The organism is Candidatus Clostridium stratigraminis (assembly GCF_045310675.1).
In the GTDB taxonomy this organism is placed as follows: Bacteria; Bacillota; Clostridia; order Clostridiales; family Clostridiaceae; genus Clostridium_AT; species Clostridium_AT stratigraminis.
The window spans coordinates 377,160-395,733 of record NZ_JBJHZZ010000001.1 but is presented as its reverse complement, the minus strand read 5'-3'; the positions used below and the strand labels follow the sequence as shown (position 1 = coordinate 395,733).

14 protein-coding genes are annotated in these 18,574 nt (G+C 31.5%); 4 read left to right on the top strand and 10 right to left on the bottom strand.

Features of this window, described 5'->3' with window-relative positions:
• Position 1: 1 nt before the first annotated feature.
• Positions 2 to 1,024, bottom strand: a complete 1,023-nt coding sequence (locus ACJDUG_RS01960) for a sensor histidine kinase (protein WP_406768193.1) — start codon at positions 1,022 to 1,024, stop codon at positions 2 to 4.
• A gap of 184 nt (positions 1,025 to 1,208) precedes the next feature.
• On the opposite strand from ACJDUG_RS01960, the gene ACJDUG_RS01955 reads away from it, so the two are divergent.
• Positions 1,209 to 2,366: a 3D domain-containing protein gene (locus ACJDUG_RS01955; RefSeq protein WP_406768192.1), complete on the top strand. Its 1,158-nt coding sequence runs from the start codon at positions 1,209 to 1,211 to the stop codon at positions 2,364 to 2,366.
• Between the two features lie 187 nt (positions 2,367 to 2,553).
• A complete protein-coding gene (locus tag ACJDUG_RS01950; RefSeq protein ID WP_406768191.1) occupies positions 2,554 to 4,905 on the top strand; it encodes a glycosyltransferase family 39 protein in 2,352 nt (783 codons plus the stop codon).
• A 290-nt stretch (positions 4,906 to 5,195) separates the two neighbouring features.
• On the opposite strand, the gene ACJDUG_RS01945 is transcribed toward ACJDUG_RS01950, so the two are convergent.
• The 9 genes from ACJDUG_RS01945 to ACJDUG_RS01905 all read right to left on the bottom strand — a co-directional run bounded on the left by ACJDUG_RS01945 (position 5,196) and on the right by ACJDUG_RS01905 (position 15,807).
• The gene (locus ACJDUG_RS01945; protein WP_406768190.1) at positions 5,196 to 6,968 is read right to left on the bottom strand and encodes an aminopeptidase P family protein; all 1,773 of its coding nucleotides are present in this window, start codon (positions 6,966 to 6,968) and stop codon (positions 5,196 to 5,198) included.
• 214 nt (positions 6,969 to 7,182) lie between these two features.
• On the bottom strand, positions 7,183 to 7,809 hold the full coding sequence (locus ACJDUG_RS01940) for a hypothetical protein (protein ID WP_406768189.1): 627 nt from the start codon (positions 7,807 to 7,809) through the stop codon (positions 7,183 to 7,185).
• 165 nt (positions 7,810 to 7,974) lie between these two features.
• Positions 7,975 to 8,238, bottom strand: coding sequence for a hypothetical protein (locus ACJDUG_RS01935; protein WP_406768188.1), 264 nt, complete (start codon positions 8,236 to 8,238; stop codon positions 7,975 to 7,977).
• Positions 8,239 to 8,430: 192 nt separating this feature from the next.
• Positions 8,431 to 10,680, bottom strand: coding sequence for a type IA DNA topoisomerase (locus tag ACJDUG_RS01930; protein ID WP_406768187.1), 2,250 nt, complete (start codon positions 10,678 to 10,680; stop codon positions 8,431 to 8,433).
• Positions 10,681 to 10,908: 228 nt separating this feature from the next.
• The gene (locus ACJDUG_RS01925) at positions 10,909 to 12,582 is read right to left on the bottom strand and encodes a LolA family protein (RefSeq protein WP_406768186.1); all 1,674 of its coding nucleotides are present in this window, start codon (positions 12,580 to 12,582) and stop codon (positions 10,909 to 10,911) included.
• Positions 12,583 to 12,595: 13 nt separating this feature from the next.
• A complete protein-coding gene (locus ACJDUG_RS01920) occupies positions 12,596 to 13,129 on the bottom strand; it encodes an RNA polymerase sigma factor (protein WP_406768185.1) in 534 nt (177 codons plus the stop codon).
• A 198-nt stretch (positions 13,130 to 13,327) separates the two neighbouring features.
• The gene (locus ACJDUG_RS01915; protein ID WP_406768184.1) at positions 13,328 to 14,371 is read right to left on the bottom strand and encodes a DNA polymerase IV; all 1,044 of its coding nucleotides are present in this window, start codon (positions 14,369 to 14,371) and stop codon (positions 13,328 to 13,330) included.
• Positions 14,372 to 14,485: 114 nt separating this feature from the next.
• Complete coding sequence (locus ACJDUG_RS01910; protein WP_406768685.1) at positions 14,486 to 15,043, bottom strand: DsbA family oxidoreductase; 558 nt, start codon at positions 15,041 to 15,043, stop codon at positions 14,486 to 14,488.
• 134 nt (positions 15,044 to 15,177) lie between these two features.
• On the bottom strand, positions 15,178 to 15,807 hold the full coding sequence (locus tag ACJDUG_RS01905; protein WP_406768183.1) for an SOS response-associated peptidase: 630 nt from the start codon (positions 15,805 to 15,807) through the stop codon (positions 15,178 to 15,180).
• A 241-nt stretch (positions 15,808 to 16,048) separates the two neighbouring features.
• Between ACJDUG_RS01905 and ACJDUG_RS01900 the strand changes: the two genes are divergently transcribed.
• Together ACJDUG_RS01900 and ACJDUG_RS01895 are read left to right on the top strand one after the other, a co-directional pair.
• A complete protein-coding gene (locus ACJDUG_RS01900) occupies positions 16,049 to 17,116 on the top strand; it encodes an ArsR/SmtB family transcription factor (protein ID WP_406768182.1) in 1,068 nt (355 codons plus the stop codon).
• Positions 17,117 to 17,248: 132 nt separating this feature from the next.
• Entirely contained in the window at positions 17,249 to 18,562 is a 1,314-nt protein-coding gene (locus tag ACJDUG_RS01895; RefSeq protein ID WP_406768181.1) for an MFS transporter, read from the top strand.
• Positions 18,563 to 18,574: the final 12 nt, after the last annotated feature.

The window sequence follows — 18,574 nt, the reverse complement described above, 5'->3', positions numbered from 1 at the left end:
TCTACCACCTGCCTTGATTTACTTTTAAAATATGTAATTCTTGAACAACTGCTTGTCTATATATAAATGTATTATGAAGAATGTTTCTATACTGCTCTAATATATTTTCACTGAGCTGAAGTCCTAAACCCCTTTCCTTATCACTTACTAAATGACTGCTTTGCTTTTTTAATAGGCTTGGCTTATCCTTATAGGTGTTTTCAATGATAATACTAATGCATTCATTGTCCTCAAAGAAATATATGGATACCTTTTTATTTAAAGCTTTTTCAGCTGCTTCAATGGCATTATCTAAATATATGCCCAATATTTCACACAAATCCGAATCTTTCATAACCTTTCCATCTATTTTTATATCATTATCAATCTCAACTTTCATTTCAATATTTGCTTTTTGAGCAGTAACTAATTTAGCTGACAATAAGCCCCTTACTGCCAGATTATACATTTTTTCTATAGAAAATGGATTATTATCTTTTAAAATCTTTATTTGTTCTTGAACTTCACTAAAGTAATTTTCAAGTCCAAGCCAGTTTTTTGTCTCTATAAATCCATTTAAACCATGTAAGATATTTAAGGTGTTATGTCTAAATCTCCTTAATTGAAACATCAAATTTTCATTCTCTTTTATATATAGTGATAATTGTTTATTAATTTCCTTTAATATTTTTCCATCCTTTTTAAGTTTTGAAATATCTCTCACTATGCATAACTGCATATCTTTTTTACCAATAAAAATTGGTGATATTCCTGCTTCAACTTCCAATTCACCACCTTTTTCATTTATTATTTTAAGATCTACATATATGGTTTTCTGCTTTAAGCTGCATATATTTTCTTTCCACTTTAGACATAGATTATAATAACCATGGAAAATATATTTTTTTATACTTATGCCAATAATTTGTTTCTCGCTTTCTATTTTTAGCAATTTTTCAGCTTCTTTATTTAAATATATAATTTTATTATTTTCTGTAATAAAAGCTGCAGTAGGCATAGAATCAATTATAACTTTGTAATCCATATTTAATTCCTTTCTTAAACTTTAATATTGCAGTTTAAAGTTATTTTAAATTTTATGCTGTTAAAAAATCTTTATATAATTTAATACTAATTTCTACAATTTTCCTAATTTTCCTTCACAATAAAATAATTTTTTTATGATATAATGTTTCTGTACTGTTAAAGGTTTGCAAGGAGGAGTATTATTGATTAAAAATTTTATATCAATATTTTTAATAATTGCTTTTGTTTTTAGTCCAAGCTATAAAAGTTATGCTGATAATCCACAGGATACTATTACAAATAGTAAAATAAAATTTCAGCAGATGAATGAAAAAGTAATGGATACAAATAAAAAAATAACTGCTTTGAATATTGAATTATCAAAGGTTAAGAGTGAAATAAATAAGAATAATATAGAAATAAGCAAAAATAATAAAGAAATAGAAACAGAAAAAAAGCATATGGAATATTTAGTTCAGCAGGTTAGACAAGCACAGATGCTTGCGAACTCAAGACTCAGGGCTATGTACATAAACAGTTATAATGAGAGTATTTTATCAATTTTGCTTTCATCTAAGAATTTTTCAGATTTCTATTACAAATATGATGCCATAAAAAGCATTATTTCTTATGACACAAAGGTGTTTAAGGGTTTAGAGGACAAGAAAACTGCTCTTAATGGAAGCATTGCCAATCTTGATACTAGAAAACAACAACTTCAAAAACTAAAAGCTTCAAAGTCAGAAAATCTAAATAAACTAAATAGTGATAAAGATAATCTTGATGCCTTAATTGTACAATTTAATAAAGAAAAGAATTCTGCTATAGAAATAATTAAGGAAAACGAAGAAAAATTAATAGCTCATTCGGTTGCAGCAATTGATTCAAATACTGCTACGTTTCAGGAGGTACAAGATGCCCTATCAACTTTAAATAGTTTAATTTCTCAAATAAGTACTACTTCTGTAAAGAATAAAGCAAGAGGCTATATTAACTTAGGAAACAAGAAATTAACAGAGTTAATAGCTCAAAACACCTCACCTGTTATAAACGACGCCAATAGCTATAAGGCAAGTTTTGCCATGGTAGCTACAGCTTACACAGGCGGAACAATAACAGCCTTAGGATTAAAGCCTGTAAGAGACCCCTTTGGTTTAAGTACAATAGCTGTTGACCCATCCGTTTTGCCTTTAGGGGCAAAAGTATACATACCTGGCTACGGATATGCAATATCTTCTGATACAGGAAGTGCTATAAAAGGGAATATAATTGATTTATATATGAACTCTGAAGCTGATTGCTATGCCTGGGGTAAACGAAGTGTGACTTTATATATTGTTGCCTATCCAGGTCAGTGGTAGCTTTCCATCATGCGGGTGCTCCATACTTTGCTAGTCTATTACTAGTAAGGTAGGAGCACCCTTTCACATATTGTTCACAAAATTCCTTGATAATAGTACAACATTGTGCAGTTATACTTATTATCAAGGGAAATTTGAATATTAAACAAGATCAGTTTAATAAACAGTTTAAAAGGAGTGAACAATATTGAAAAAAATAAAAATTACAAAAGAAACAATTGCATTAGGCTTAATTTCTCTCTTATCAGCTATGCTGAATTTTGTAAATTTAAACATAGAAGGCACAGCCAATGCCTATTATGCAGCAGCAGTAAAAAGTATGACTATGAGCCTTAAGAATTTCTTTTTCGTAGCCTTTGACCCTTCTGGCTTTGTAACAATTGATAAGCCGCCGCTTGGCTATTGGCTTCAGGCTATTTCTGCAAAAATTTTTGGTTTTAGCGGCTGGAGCATAATTTTACCCCAAGCTCTAGCAGGAGTAATCTCAGTTATAGTTATATATTTTATTGTTAAAAGGTCCTTTGGAACCTTTGCAGGTCTTATTTCCTCACTTTGTCTTGCTACTACCCCAGTATTTGTTGCAGCAAGCAGAAATAATACAGTTGATAACGTACTAGTCTTAACATTACTTTTAGCTTGTTGGGCTCTTTCAATTGCTGCTGAAAAAGGGGAATTTAAGTATCTAATTTTGAGCATGGTGCTCATAGGTATAGGTTTTAATATTAAAATGCTTCAAGCATATATGATAGTTCCTGCAATTTATATAACTTACCTATTAACCTCGGCAGTTTCTTTTAAGAAAAGGCTTCTTCATCTAACTTTAGGAACTGCCGTTCTTCTTGCAGTTTCCCTATCTTGGGCTCTAGTTGTAGATGCAGTACCAGCTAGTAATAGGCCCTATGTAGATAGCAGTACAAATAATACTATTATGGAACTTATTGTTGGTCATAATGGACTAGAAAGGCTTAGTCTAAGCAGTAATTCAAACCGTAGAGACAGCACCTTTGGAGCACCAGGCATGAATGGGCAAGCACCACAAGGAATGCCAGGCAGCAGACAAACATCAGAAGGTAGCAATAATAGTAGTACAGATGCTACAGCAAGTGCTAGCCAGGATCAATATAGTCAGCCTCAAGCAATCACAGGAAATAGTTCCACAGATACAACTGCAAGAGCATCACAAAACCAAAGTGGAGGGAACAATCAAGGTTTCCCAGGGAATCCTCCTTCTAATGGCGCAGATATGCAGGTGAATCCCCCAAATGGCGGTGGTCAAATGGGTGGTCCCGGCACAGGAAATTCAGCTATATTACAAGGTACCTTTGGTGGTCAAACTCCATCAAGTATAACAAGGCTATTTTCAAAGAATATCTTATCCGACCAAATAGTTTGGTTTATACCACTAGCAGTCATTGGATTTATTACAGCTGCTATTAAAGAAAAGCTTAAATTTAAACTTGATAATTCAAGAAAACAATCTTTAGTTTTTTGGCTAATGTGGTTTTTGCCTGTATTTATTTACTTTAGTTTTAATACAGGTACCTTCCATTCCTATTACTTAACTATGCTAGCCCCGCCTGTGGCAGCATTAACTGGTATTGGCATTACGGCAATGTGGGAGCTATATATAGAAAAAGGCTGGAAATCATGGTTCTTACCTGCATCACTATTTGCAAATGGAGCAGTTCAGCTTCTAATGTTAACTTATTTTGTAGATAACTCAAACATTATAAAGGTATTGATGACATTACTAACAGTTTTATGTTTTGGAGCATCTATTGTTCTTTCAATACTTAAATTCATTGAAAAGAATATTTCTGCAGCAGAAAATGAATTTAATGATATAAAACAAAATAAGAATTTAAAATTAATGCAAACTGCGGTAAGTTTAGCCTTAATAGGATTATTAGTAACTCCTTTAGTAGGCTCTGCAGCAGCAATGTTTTACAGCCTTAATGGCTCCTTCCCTGCAGCTGGACTAGAACTATTGTCTAGTAATCAAGCTGAAGGCAGAATGATGGATGTAAATATGGGAAGTAATACAGAAGGCAGTGTAAACTCAGTATTAATTAATTATCTCCTTAAAAATAAAACATCATCACAAAAATATTTGCTGGTAGTAAGCTCAGCTAATGATGCTGCAGATATAATAATAAATACTGGCGAATCAGTAATGGCAATTGGCGGTTTTTTAGGAAACGATAAATCTATAACTTTAGATCAATTTAAAGTGCTTGTTAAAAATGGTGAAGTGAGATATGTTATGACTGGTGGAGATAAGGGTGGCAATGGAGGCGGAAGTACAAGCAGTGAGATTATGGCTTGGGTTAAAGAAAATGGAACAGCAGTAGCTTCCAGCGAATATAACGGCGCAAATGATAACTTGAAAAGCGATAATACAAGTAGTAATAATAATTCCAATACTGCAAATTCTAATAATTCACAGAACAATCCTATGGGCTTTAGAGGCGGAGATCCCGACCGTCAGCTATATGATTTAAAAGCCTATACAGAAAGTCTTTCAAAAAATATGAAATGAGAGATAAACTTTATAATAAGAGGATATGGCTTGTACCATATCCTCTTAACATTAGAAAGGAGAACAAGGAGGACTTTTAGGACATTTTAAATTTCCTCTAGTTTAAATTCAAGTACCATTTCAATCTTAATGATTTTTATGATTTAATCATTGAAATAGGCATGTCCATCTCTATTTCTAATACATAATATAATTTTCATATAAAAATGTTCCTAAATTTATACTGAAAAAAATCGGATAAAAGTATATGTATTATACCTTTATCCGATTATATAAACTTAATGTTTGTTTTATATCTCTACTGTTGCAGTTTTCAAATATTCTAATTCTTCACCCTCAACATAAGGAGAAAGCTTTTCAAATACAGTTTTGTGGTAATTATTTAGCCATGACCTTTCTTCAACTGTCAATAAAGTTACATCTATAGCTTCTAAATCTATTGGGCATAAAGTTAAAGTTTCGAACTTCATAAATTGTCCGCCATCTTTAGTATTTACATCTTCTTGAACAACAACTAGGTTTTCTATTCTTATTCCATGTTTATCAGCCTTATAAACTCCAGGTTCATCTGAAGTAATCATTCCCTTTTCAAGCTTTACTGTGTTAGGAACCATAGAAACTCTATGTGGGCCTTCGTGAACATTTAGGAAAAAGCCTATTCCATGTCCTGTACCATGTTTAAAGTCCATACCAGCATTCCATAGAGGAATTCTAGCTAGTATATCTAAGCTTGATCCTGTAGCACCATATAAAAATCTCTGCTTAGCTAAGTCAATCATACCTCTAAGTACAAGGGTAAAATCCAATTTTTCTTCCTCAGTTATTGGTCCCATAACTATAGTTCTTGTTATGTCTGTTGTTCCATCTAAATATTGGGCACCAGAATCTATTAAATAAAGGCTTTCTGGTTTAATTGTTGCTTGGTTTTCTTTAGTAGCACTATAGTGAGGCATTGAAGCATTGGCCTTGTAAGCTGAAATAGATCCAAAGCTTAAATCATAGAAGTTTTCGCCTTGTCTTCTGAGTTCTTCTAATTTATCTGAAGCCTCAATCTCTGTTATATTTTTTGTTTTTATAGTTTTCTTCAGCCAGCTTATGAATTTAACCATAGCTACGCCATCTCTAACCATTACATTTCTAACATTTTGAACTTGTATATCATTTTTAACTGCTTTTAATTTTGTAGTAATATCCATAGCCTCTACAGTTTTAACCTTTATAGCGCTATGAATTAAAGTATTAGTCTTTGAAGGATCAAACAATATTGTTCCATTATTAATATTTTGTAAAAAGTTTACTATGCTGTCATAAGGCATTATTTCTATGTTTGCCTTTTCTAACTCTGCTCTAACTACTGAATTGATTTTATTATCATCTATGAATAAATAATATTTATTTTCCGAAAGAACTACATAGGATATTGTTAATGGGTTGCATTGTACGTCCCTTCCTCTAATATTTAAAAGCCATGCAATATCATCAAGACCAGAAATAACATAGTAGTTTGCTCCCACAGCCTTAATTTCCTTAGAAACTTGTAGAAGTTTTTCTTCTCTTGACTTCCCTGTATAGTTTATATCGTGGATAATTACTTCTGTGCTTGGCTTAGCAGGTCTATCCTTCCAAATCATATCAATAAGATCTTCATCAAGTGCGAAGGAAAGCTCTTTGCTCTCTAAAGTCTTATTTAAATTTCTAAAATAATCTACAGAAATAACCTTTCCATCAAATCCAACCTTTGCCCCTTGATTAAGTGAGTTCTTTAAATATTCCTCAACTGTAGGAACACCGCTTTCACCCATTTTAAACAAAGTAACTCCAGAGTCCTTTAATTGATTTTCTGCTTGTATGAAATATCTTCCGTCAGTCCATAATCCAGCTTCCTTTAATGTTATAACAGCTGTTCCTGCAGAACCAGTAAAGCCTGTTATAAAGGTTCTCGCTGCATAATGTTCTGCTACATATTCACTTTGGTGTGGATCTGAACTAGGAACTATGTATGCATCAATGCCTCTTTCTTTCATTAAGTTTCTAAGTGCTTCAACTCTTTCTTTTACGTTCAATACAATCACCTCATTAATAGTAAACATTTACAATAGTATATCATTGTATGAATTTATTATATCACAAAGAAATGCAAGTTAAAGATAGGTCCTTCATTCAAATTACAACTTTAAATTTATTTATAAATATCTCATTGTTTATGTATAAAGAAATTCATATCAAAAACACATGGTATTTCTGACTGTATATTAAGAATTTAACAGAACAATAGTCTTATCTAGTTTTCACTTTAAACCCATCCCTAAAAGTTACTATTTTTATATTTAAATTATTAAGAAGCTTTTCTAAACTTCTCGTATTGTTAATGTATTTAATGTTATTTTTGCTAACCAACAGCTCTATCATTTTAATAATGTCCTTCTTTTGATTATCATCAAGCTTGTTGTTATTTCTTAAACACCATCCATTGATATAAGCTAATGTATTCCATATTTGTTCATCTGTAATTTTATTTATATCCATAAGCACCCATGTAAAATCTTTTCTTCTATTATTTGCTGGATAAGCTTCTTTAAAAAACTCTATAAAGTGATTTATTGGCGTAGGATCTTTCTCCTTCACATACTTTCCCAATTGTGCCTTCAGTTGATTTTTTAAATACATTTTTGTATTTACCTTAATAATACTGCTCATCCCTTCTATGGCGTCATATATAAATGTGTAAGTTTCTTGTATTTTCTCACTTGCTATATTCTCTTGTTTAAGCACCTTTGTGGTATCTATATATTCTAAAATGTTTTTTTTAGAAATCAGTTCTTTGCCATATAGAACTTTCCAAATCTCTTTTGCATCTAATTCTTCCAAATTTCCAGGGACCTTAGCTTTTATGTCTATATTCATTTTTACCATCCTTTATAAATTCATGTGTTGCCGAATAATAATATTACTTAATTAAATTTAAAGACTTTTAGTAACATTTTATCATTGAAAGTGCAGCATAGCAATTTATTGATTATGTAAAAATAAGAAGCACCTCTATAAGAAAGATGCTTCTTTATAAATTACTTATTTACCTTTGTTTTGTCTTGATTTCTCATTTAATTTTTTTGCATCCTCTAAATCACCTGAGGTTGAACTAGTTAAATTTCCACTGTTAGAAGTAGATGATGTCATTGCACTTCCGCTTTTAGACTGTGAATTTAACTGTCTTGCTTCTTGAGTATCTGGACTGTTATAGTCAGTAAAACTTTCTGAACTTGTCATGTTTCCTTGTCTTGATTGCTGATTTAATTTTTTAGCTTCTTCTAAGTCTTTATTATTATTAGGCATAATTTTGTCTCCTTTTATTTTATTTTTATAAGCTAGTTTTACTTTCGCCTACGATTTATATTTTCTCCTTTTTATTTTTAAATATTCAAAAATAAAAAAGACTGCCGCAAACTTTGCAACAGCCTCAACTTCTTAAATATTGATAATTTCCTATATTTAACTTGTAGAGCTTTAAAAAATTAAGCTTAACTCCTACTTTCTTACTAACTTCCAACTAAAATTATTATCCACATTATTTTTTAAATAACTAAGATAGCCATCAAATTTTGTACCATCTTTAGCTGCAATACCCTTAAGCTCTGCTTTTCCGCTTTTTAAAAGTTTCTTCACTATGGTTTTGGTAATTTTTTTGTTTATTGATTTTATAAAGTCATCTTCCTTCCAAATAACGAATTTGCAGCCATTTTTCCAATTGCTGCAGCCAAAGCCTTTCTTACCTTCAATAATATCATGTCCACATAATGGACACTTACCATAGGTTTCAACTGCTGAATCATCCTTTGAACCTAACTTTTTATTTAGGTCATTTTCTTTGTTGACTGCAGCTTTTTTTACTACTCCAGACTTATTACCTCTAGAAGAGTTTGACTTATTATTGTAATCATTTAGGATAATAGTTTTATCTCTCTTTATAGTGTTCACAGAGCTTGCTACAAATTTAAAAATAAGCTTTAGAAAATCTTCTTTATTAAATTTTCCTTTTTCAATATCTGATAAAGTCTTCTCAAGTCTTCCTGTATATTCTAAGTCAAATAGTTCTTTAATAGGAAAATGTTCCACCATTCTTTTTCCTAAGTCAGTACATAACAAAGATTTATCCTTACCGTAAATATATCCTATATCCTTTAATTTCTTAATAGTCTCTGCTCTTGTGGCTGGGGTGCCAATACTAAAACCACTTAATATAGCATCCATCATATCATTGCTGTCTTCTTCCTCAACCTTCTTGCCGCAGGTTTCCATAACCCTTAGTAAGGTTTTTTCAATGTGATATTTTGGAGCTGTAGTCTTATGGGAAGTTATTTTTGAATCCACTAATTGGACAGGTTCCTTTATATTAATTAAGGGTAAAATAGTATCCTTGGATTCAATCTTTTCAACCTTTTTCCAGCCTTCAACTATTTGAACCTTTCCTTTTGATATAAACATACCTTGTATAACAGGATCATCTATCTTAGTTGTAATTTTAGTTTCTTCCACTTCTGCAATAGGCATAAACTGAACTAGGAATCTATTTTTAATAGCATTATAAACCACAGCCTCATCGCCTGTAAGTGTTTTAGGCAAAATATATGTAGGAATTATGGCGCTGTGGCTCTCAACTTTAGAGTTATCAAAGATCCTTTTAGTAACTTGAAATTTAATTTCATCTTCAAAGGGTAAACCTTTTTTTAATAATTTTAATACCTCTTCAGCTTTGTGAGTTAAGCTTTCTTCTAAAACTGAACTTGCTGTTCTTGGATAGGTTATATGTTTTTTCTCATATAGGCCTTGGGCTACAGTAAGTACCTTATCAGATGTCCATCCCTTATTTTTGCTTGTCACAAAACCTTGCAGATTAGATAAGTTAAATAAATAAGGTGGATACTCCTTTTTCTTTTCTACTTCTTTATCTACTATCGTCCCATTTTTATTAGTTAAATTGTTTAGTACTGCTTCAAGTTCTTTTTTATCATTAAATTTTTCTTCACCATTTAAGGTATATGTACCATCATATTCCTCATTTTTTTCTGTTTTAAAGGTTCCTTGAAGCTTAAAATAATCATTTGGAACAAAACTTTCCACTTCCTTGTCCCTGTCATATATTATTTTAAGAGTAGGCAAAATTACTCTGCCAATATTTAAGGGCCTGCCCTTGCCTCTTTGATATTTTAAAGTAGCAACTGAAGTTAAATTTATTCCAATAACCCAGTCAGCCCACTGCCTGCTTATTCCAGCGTCCTGCATTGGCTTCATGTCTTCATTTGGCTTTAACTTGTTTAATCCTGCTAAAACTTCCTTTGGTGTCCATTCATTTAGGAGCAGCCTATAAATTGGCTTACTAATTCTTAAATATTTTAAAATTGTATCGCCGATTATTTGCCCTTCCCTATCAAAGTCACAAGCTGAGATGACGGCATCTACATCCTCTCTTAAAACTAGTGCCTTAATGATATTTATCTGCTTATTAGCTCCACTATCCTTTTTAGACTTGTCCTTGGAGTCGCTTTTCACCTTGTATTTAAAACGCTGTGGTATAAACGGAAACTTCTCCATTCTCCAAAGGGCCATTTCAGTGTCATAATCCTTGGCATCATAAAGCTGAAGCAAATGACCAAAGGCCCAGGATACAAAATAGTCCTGCCCTTCTATATATCCGTCTTTTCTAATCTTAATATTTAAGGCCTCAGCTATGTTTTTTGCAACGCTGGGCTTTTCGGCAATAATAACTTTTTTAGCCACTCTAGGCACCTCAATCTATTTGAATTTGTACCTAAATGATATCATCTTAATTTTTTATTAGCAAGTTTCAATACCTTATTCTCTTACAAAGTCCTTATATCTGCTACATTGAAAGGTGAGTCTACCAGTGTCTCCTTCAACAATAAAAGAAAATCACAGTACTAAATGCACTGTGATTTTTAATGCTCAACACTATTTAATTACTATTTTAAGTTTAATTTGTATTATTTATTTTGCAGGATCGTATCCAACAACAGTCCATATTCCAGTGTTATCTTGTCTTATTAGTCGCTTTAGATATACTCTTTTAACAGGAGACTTAGCTGAATTCACTTCTACTACAGCCTCTTTTCCATTGTTTTTAACCATTTTTAATTCCTCATACTTAATTGGATAATCTCCAGTTATTCCTTCTGGTGAAATCTTTAAGCTTACAAACACCTGTGATACAAATATAGGATCAAGCTTCCAAGGTGAGTGTCCGGCATCAACACTTTTTTGATCTGCCTCTTCTACCTTTAGATCATATTTTACTTCCACTTTAGGTTTATTTATGCTTTGCTCAGAAGAGGATAATTGCACAGTTCCATTTGTTAGGCCTTTTACAAATTGAGTTAGTTCCACTAAAGACACATTGCCTACAATTGCATATTCAAATCCTTCCTGCTGCCATCTTACTGAGCTTAAACCTGTTACTCCAGTATAGGCTCCTCCGCCTAAAAGTACACCTTCCTCCGCTTCAATTGGTGATTGTACCTCAGCAGTGCTATTATTTATACTTCCAAGGCTAGCCATTGATGCAGGTTTAAGTTCTCCAACAGCCTTTTGCTGCAAAATAGAAACTTTCTTTTTATTATCTGTAGAAACATAATTTATTTTAAGAGACTTATTGTTATTAAATACTGCTGTGCTGGTTTTAATATAAGAACTAGGTATATTTGTAATTTCTTTAGGGCTAAATCCAATTAATGCCTTTGATTCCTCTAAATTATTTACAACAAGCTCAGTATTAGATTTTAGCTCCTTATATCCCTGTGGTATATTAAAACTTAATAGTTCTTTTGGTAAAGCATCCATAAAACTTATATTCGTGTAAAGCACTTTATACTGCAGTGAAAATTCCAAGGCTGACTGTTTTTGTAATGGCATTTTTGTTTCTTTATCAATCCATAGTTTATAGGGGCTGCCACCTTTTGGAGTTATCTCAACTATTGTTGCAGCTCTCCCAGAAACATTTTCTTCGCCAATAGTCTTTGTTCTTACTGCATTTCTTACATTTTCAATTTCATTTCCGATTTCAAATGTAAATCTATAGGGGTCTGGAAAGGCTGTAAATTCATCAACTTCCTTTTTGGAACTGCTAATCTGCCACTTCTTTTCTCCGTCATTTGCAGTTATTAAGTCCTTCTGTGCTCCTTCAAGACCTTTAACATAATAGCGGCCTTCTTTATCGGCCCATACTTCAAGCTTTGACTGAATATTGGTTTTGCCTTCTGCATTAGTTTCCATTACTTCTAAAGTTCCATGATAAGCTTTTACTCCATTATATGCCTGTTCCATGGCATAAACCATATTAGGCTGTCTTAGTGGTCCAGTTAAGTTAATAGTAATTATTAGCATTGCTGCAGCGGCTGCAGAAGCTATTCCATAGAACCATCTCTTATTTGTATTTCTTGAAGATTTTTCTTTTAACAGCTCCTTATGAATCTTCTCATTAAGCCTTTCACTAAATTTATCATCAGGAAGACTTGGTCTATTTAAGCTTTTTACTTTTCTTACTGTTTCTAAAAGCTCTTCTAGATCATCCTCCTCCCTATTGCTTTCGTGTTCTATGGGCTTTTTTTCATTATTTAAGCTATCTATATAGCTTGACAATTTGGTTTCCTTATCCTTATTATCCATCTAACATGCCTCCTTATTTGAAATCATTTTTTAAGAGCTTTGAAAGATTCTGAAGAGCCCTAAACTGCAAAGTACGAATGTTTCCCTCTGTTTTATCCATCTTTTTAGCCGTATCCGCTACCGAATATCCTTTTAGTATTCTTAAATCTATAACGCTTCGCTGGTCTTCATTTAACTTAAGCAATGCATTTTGTACAGCGTCCTGCTGTCCTATATCTTCAGTTAAATCTCTTATTGCTGCATCCTTAGGATTTATATCATCAATATTGATTAATGTGCCCTGCCGTTTATTTTTCCTCCACCTGTCTCTCATTACATTTAGGGAAACAGTCTTTAAGAATCCTATTGTATTATCAATTTTTGCCCTGTTATTTCTTATATATCTAATTGCTTTAATATAGGTTTCTTGAGTTATGTCTTCAGCTTCTTCTTGGTTTTGAACCTTATAATATACAAAACGATAAACAGCTTCCCAAGTTGAATTACATAGCTTCCCTATAGACTCCTCATCATCTACTTTCATTATAATGTTCCTTTCAGCCTCCATAATATTTGAACTCCTCTTCCCTAGCTAGGTATTACAATAATAAAGACGCCAAATTTAATTTTATGTTACATTTTAATAATATTATTTTTTGCTAAATTTAAAATAAAATAAGCTAAAAATAAAATCCACTTCTTTCATAGTTTTTTACTAAGATCAAAGTGGATTTGACTATTTTTATAATATATTAAAGCTATAAAATCAGAACATGGATATCTGCTCTATATGATTTTCCTTTAAAGATGAAACCGATAAGCCTATTAGTCTTATTTTTTCCCTAAGTTCTATTTCCTCTAGAATTATTAAGGCTTCCTTATAAATATCTTCTTCATTAGATATATAATGCATTAAAGTCTTACTTCTTGTATGGTTTACAAAGGATGAAGTTTTTATCTTTATTGTAATACTTTTACCACTTACATTTTTCATGTGCATTGTATTTGAAACTGAGCAAGCAAAGGCTTTTATATATACCTTAAGCTCTTCCTTATTATCTGTATCTGTTCTCAATGTAGTTTCTCTCCCTATAGATTTTCTTTCTCTAGCTGCATGAACTTCTCTATTATCAATGCCTCTGACTCTGTCGTAGATTTCAATACCAAACTTTCCAAAGAACTCTACAAGTAGACTTTGTGGTAAGTCGTATAACTCCTTCACCGTGAAGATTCCAATGTCATTAAGCTTCTTTGCTGATTTTTTTCCAAGTCCATAAATCTTATTAACAGGGAGAGGAAATAAAATTTCAGGCACCATATTTCTTTCAATAACCTTAAGACCATTAGGCTTATTCCAATCAGAAGCTAATTTAGCCAAAAATTTATTATAGGAAACTCCTGCTGAAATGGTTAATCCTGTTACCTTTCTTACTTCCTGCTTTATGAACTTTGCAACTTCTATTGTATTCTTATTTAAATGAGTGATATCCAAATACGCCTCATCGATGCTCATAGGCTCTACATAGGGGGTTATATTATAAAAGATTTGAAATATTTTATTTGATATTTCCTTATATCTTCCATATCTTACTGGCAGAAATATTGCCTGAGGGCATTTTGCCTTAGCCATATAAACAGGCATGGCACTTTTAACACCAAAACTTCTAGCCTCATAGGAACAAGTTGCAACTACACCTCTTTCTGTAGTGCCGCCTACTACTACAGGCTTGCCTCTAAGACTTGGATTATCTATTATTTCAACAGATGCAAAGAATGCATCCATATCCACATGAATTATTTTTCTTTCCACTGAAATTTTCCCCCAGGTACGCATAAAACTATAAATATATTATAATTCTATCACACAATGCTGTTTAATATAATAAATATTGATTTAAGTGACTTAACTTCTCCACTAATTATTTTACTTTTGCTCTTTTCCAATTTTAAGAAGGGCTTCTCTAAAATAGTCTACTCCCTGAGCGCCAACAATAGCATATTTTCCATCCACTATAAAGGTTGGTGTGCTATTAATTTTATACTCATATGCCATTTGCTGAACTTCAGACATTTTATTATCATAATATTTACTTTTAAATCTTTTCAGTAATTCCTCATCATCAACGCCATTGTCTTTTACAATTGATGAAAGAATATTAATGTCACCAATATCTTTTCCTAAGGTAAAATAAGCTCTAAATAATTCCTTATGAAGTTCATTAAACTTCCCTTTTTCTTTAGCATATTCACCTGCTGCTAATGCTAAGTGTGAATTAGATAAAATAGTAAATTCATTAAACTCGATACCATATAATTTTCCCGCAGCTTTTAGATTGGAAATCATTTTATTAAGGGATGGTCCTGGAAACTTTTTAGCAAGCTCCATTCCTTCCCTTGGAGTTTCAGGATGTATTTCAAAAGGAAGCCATTCATCTTCAATGTCAAATTCCTCTTTTAGCTTTTCGACAATACCCTTGCCGATATAACAGAATGGTCATATGTAATCTGAAAAAATTAAAAATCTATGTTTCATTTAAACCTTCTCCTTTAGTATTTTTACAATTCTTATAATCATCAATAGTATTCATTTTTTAAGTTTAATTTTGATATAGTTAGTTATATTTTATCAATAAATGACATCTGCTGAATTCCATCTGCTGGATAAATCTTAAGTTTTACAAAGGGATCCATTTCTATATCCTTTTGAATATTTAAAATTTCTTTCTCTGATGCAGAAAGCCATTCATTTTCTTTTTCTTTTGCTAATATAACTGGCATTCTATTATGAAGCTTTGACATTTCTTCGTTTGCAGGCCGTGTTAAAATAACAACCCCAAAATACTCCTTATTATTTCTATCTACAAACTTGTCATATAACCCTGCCATGGAAAACAATCCTTCCTCCTCTACCTCTATTTTATATTTAACCTTGTTTTTCTCCGTAGCACTCCATTCGAAAAAGGCATTGGCAGGTATGAGACATCTATTATTTATAAATGCTTTTCGAAAGGCTGGTTTTTCTGATACTGTTTCAACTCTAGCATTAATAAGTTCTCTATTTACCCCTTTTACTTGAAACCCCCATTTTATAAAATTTAACTCCTTAGTTTTATTATTTAAAACGATGGGAATTTTAGTTCCAGGAAATATTTCTCCTTTTGCAGAGGCACCATTATAAGTTTGTTTTAACCCATAATGAGCAATGATATCTTCTATGTCACTTTCAATGAAAAAGCGTCCGCACAAGATAGCCACCCCCTTTCTACTAAACAATTCAGTAATAGATTATTTTAGTATTCCTAAACTTTACTACAATTATTTTTCATTAGCAGGCAATATTTTTTGTTTGCTTTATTAAATTATATTTAATACTCATTAATTTTTCAATTTTAATTGACATATTATTCAAATAGACAATATAATTATATTAGATGAATATCTAATATCGTTTAATATTTAATCCATATATTATGAAAGAAGGATTACTATGAAAACAAAAAATAATCAGGTTTCCTTTATTATTCACCCTCCAGTAGAATTTATTTATGCCCTTCACTTTACTGCAAATATGGAGGAAATGGATAAGTTTTTTTTACAATTTAATTATGTTCAAGCAGAAGATGTAAAGCAAAAGATAGACTTTATGAGAAAAAAATTAACAAAATATATAGCAGCAGAATTAACTTACTTCTTCAAATGGCCTGAGATAAAGCATGTTCTTGGAAGGATTGCAACTCAAAACCATAATTTGGGCTCAGTTCATGAATTTATAAGCTTCATAGAAAAAATTGATAGCAAGATTCTATCTTCTTACATTCTTAATCAAAACTACTCAGATAATCCAAAGGTTCAGGAACTTATAATTTCAATGCTAGAAAAAAATGAAAATGAAGATTTAAGGGATGTTATCTCTGATACTGTATATAAACAGGAGGACATAAAGGAAAAACTTTTAGAATCCTTAGAAAGTCCAGAGGAATTAAAGCTTAGACTCTGTATTTTACTAAGGCAATTTTACGAAAAATGCTACTCACCTATTGAAAAAGAAATACTTGAATGTCTAAAACCCTTTAGAGAAAGATATGAAAAGCTTTTTGCAGAAGATAGCAAATATTTTTTTGAGGAATATTTAAAAAGATATTCTGAAGCTAAAGATAGAAATTTCATTATTCATATTGGTTATTTTATTCAAGTAAGACCTTGGGCATTTTATATTTCTCCATACAATAATTGTGAATGGATAAATATTGGAATGTATACAGAGCAGTTTCCTAAAAGTTATATGGAAAAAGAAAGAATTAAAAAGTTTCTTAAAATTCTTTCTGATAATAAAAGGTTTGAAATGGTAGAACTTTTAGCTAAGAAAGAATGGTACGGTCTTGAGCTTGCATCTGAACTTAATCTTACTCCACCAACAGTTTTCTATCATATAAATTCCTTGCTGGATTTAAACCTAGTTACCTTTAGGAAGGATGGAAATAAAACCTATTATAAGCTTAACAAAATTAAACTAGAAGAATTATCTCAAGGAATTTCTAAAGTTATACTTAGCTAATAAATATAATATTAGATTTGTATCTAATAAGCATTAAAATAATATAGATAACTAAACAATATTGTAGAACTTATATGAAATAAATAAACCGCAAAAAATATTTACGTGCAAAATAAGCAAGGAGATCAGATCATGGTTAAAGAACTTTTTAAAAAAAGAGAATCCTTTAATAGCTTAATGTTCATAATTCTATATTGTTTTATTGGAGTATTAAATGGTGTTCTATTTGATGTTTTAATGACCTTCCTTCAATTGACATCCTCTGAAATAGCAAACAGTTTTTCCTCTTTTCTAGGAATCGCTTCCTTTATTGGAGCTTGCTTAATTTTTCTGGTACCTAAAACAGGCTACAAAAAATTGATGCTCCTTGGCCCCATTGTCTCTGCTTCTTCACTTTTGATTATTATATTTTCAAATGAAGTATTTATAAAAAGTATATCTGCATTACTTCTTATTACTGGACTAACTTTGTTTGATGTGATATTAGGTCCCTACTTATCAAGTTATACCAATGCTTCAAATAGGACTCTCTATTTTACAGCAGCTTTTTATACCAATGTGGTTGGCTGTCTATTAGGAACCTTAACTGGAGGGCCATTAATTGTAAGTTTTTTTGCTAAAAAATTAAATATAGCCTTTGAAGCTGCAAAAGTCTTAACTTCAAAGGTCTCCTCTCTTTCCTTTATGCAGAGAACTATATATATTGAAGCTCATAAAAATGTTCTAATGTTTTTTGTTTTTATTTTAGTAATAAGTATAATACCAATACTTTTAATTAGAGAATCAAAAGAGGACTATAGAAAAATCCAACAAGAAGAAAAAACTAAGTTTAGCATAAATGCATTTTTCAGTAAAAATGCACTAATATTCTTAGCTTATATGATAATTTGCAAAATAGCTGTATCACTTATAGTTCCCTATGTCTCCATTTACCTAGGAACTTTGGGAATCAATAGAGCCTCAATTTCTTTTATTATGACTGCTCAATACTTTGCAATCCTGCTTATAATGCCTTTTGCACCATATCTTATTAAAAAATTGGGGCAGATTAATATGCTTGCCTGGTGCTGCCTTGCTGCAGTTCCATTCATGTTTATTATAGGGTATGGAGGAATACCAGGTATGAGTGTTGTAGCTGTAATTAGCGCCTCACTATTTTTTAGATCTGGTTTAATTAATGCCACAAGCCCTGTATTTAGCTCCCTCCCAATGGAATTAGTAGATAAGGAATATCGTCCTGCATATTCTTCAATAATATTTATTTCTCAGGGAATTGCTCAGACTATAACAGGCCTGTTTGCTAAAAATATGTTATTCAATATTAATCTTGGATATGGGAAAGCCTATTTTATTGCTGGAGTATTATTTGCAGCTTCACAATTAATTTTATTAACGAATTTTAGAAGCTTAAATGTGAATATCTTAAATGGCAGTAAGCAAATGTAAGCATCCACGGAC

What these genes read in the sequence shown, in the direction of transcription:
- ACJDUG_RS01960 (WP_406768193.1), bottom strand. Translation starts at nt 1,024, where the DNA reads ATGGATTACAAAGTTATAATTGATTCTATGCCTACTGCAGCTTTTATT.
- ACJDUG_RS01940 (WP_406768189.1), bottom strand. Translation starts at nt 7,809, where the DNA reads ATGAATATAGACATAAAAGCTAAGGTCCCTGGAAATTTGGAAGAATTA.
- ACJDUG_RS01935 (WP_406768188.1), bottom strand. Translation starts at nt 8,238, where the DNA reads ATGCCTAATAATAATAAAGACTTAGAAGAAGCTAAAAAATTAAATCAG.
- ACJDUG_RS01925 (WP_406768186.1), bottom strand. Translation starts at nt 12,582, where the DNA reads ATGGATAATAAGGATAAGGAAACCAAATTGTCAAGCTATATAGATAGC.
- ACJDUG_RS01920 (WP_406768185.1), bottom strand. Translation starts at nt 13,129, where the DNA reads ATGGAGGCTGAAAGGAACATTATAATGAAAGTAGATGATGAGGAGTCT.
- ACJDUG_RS01900 (WP_406768182.1), top strand. Translation starts at nt 16,049, where the DNA reads ATGAAAACAAAAAATAATCAGGTTTCCTTTATTATTCACCCTCCAGTA.
- ACJDUG_RS01895 (WP_406768181.1), top strand. Translation starts at nt 17,249, where the DNA reads ATGGTTAAAGAACTTTTTAAAAAAAGAGAATCCTTTAATAGCTTAATG.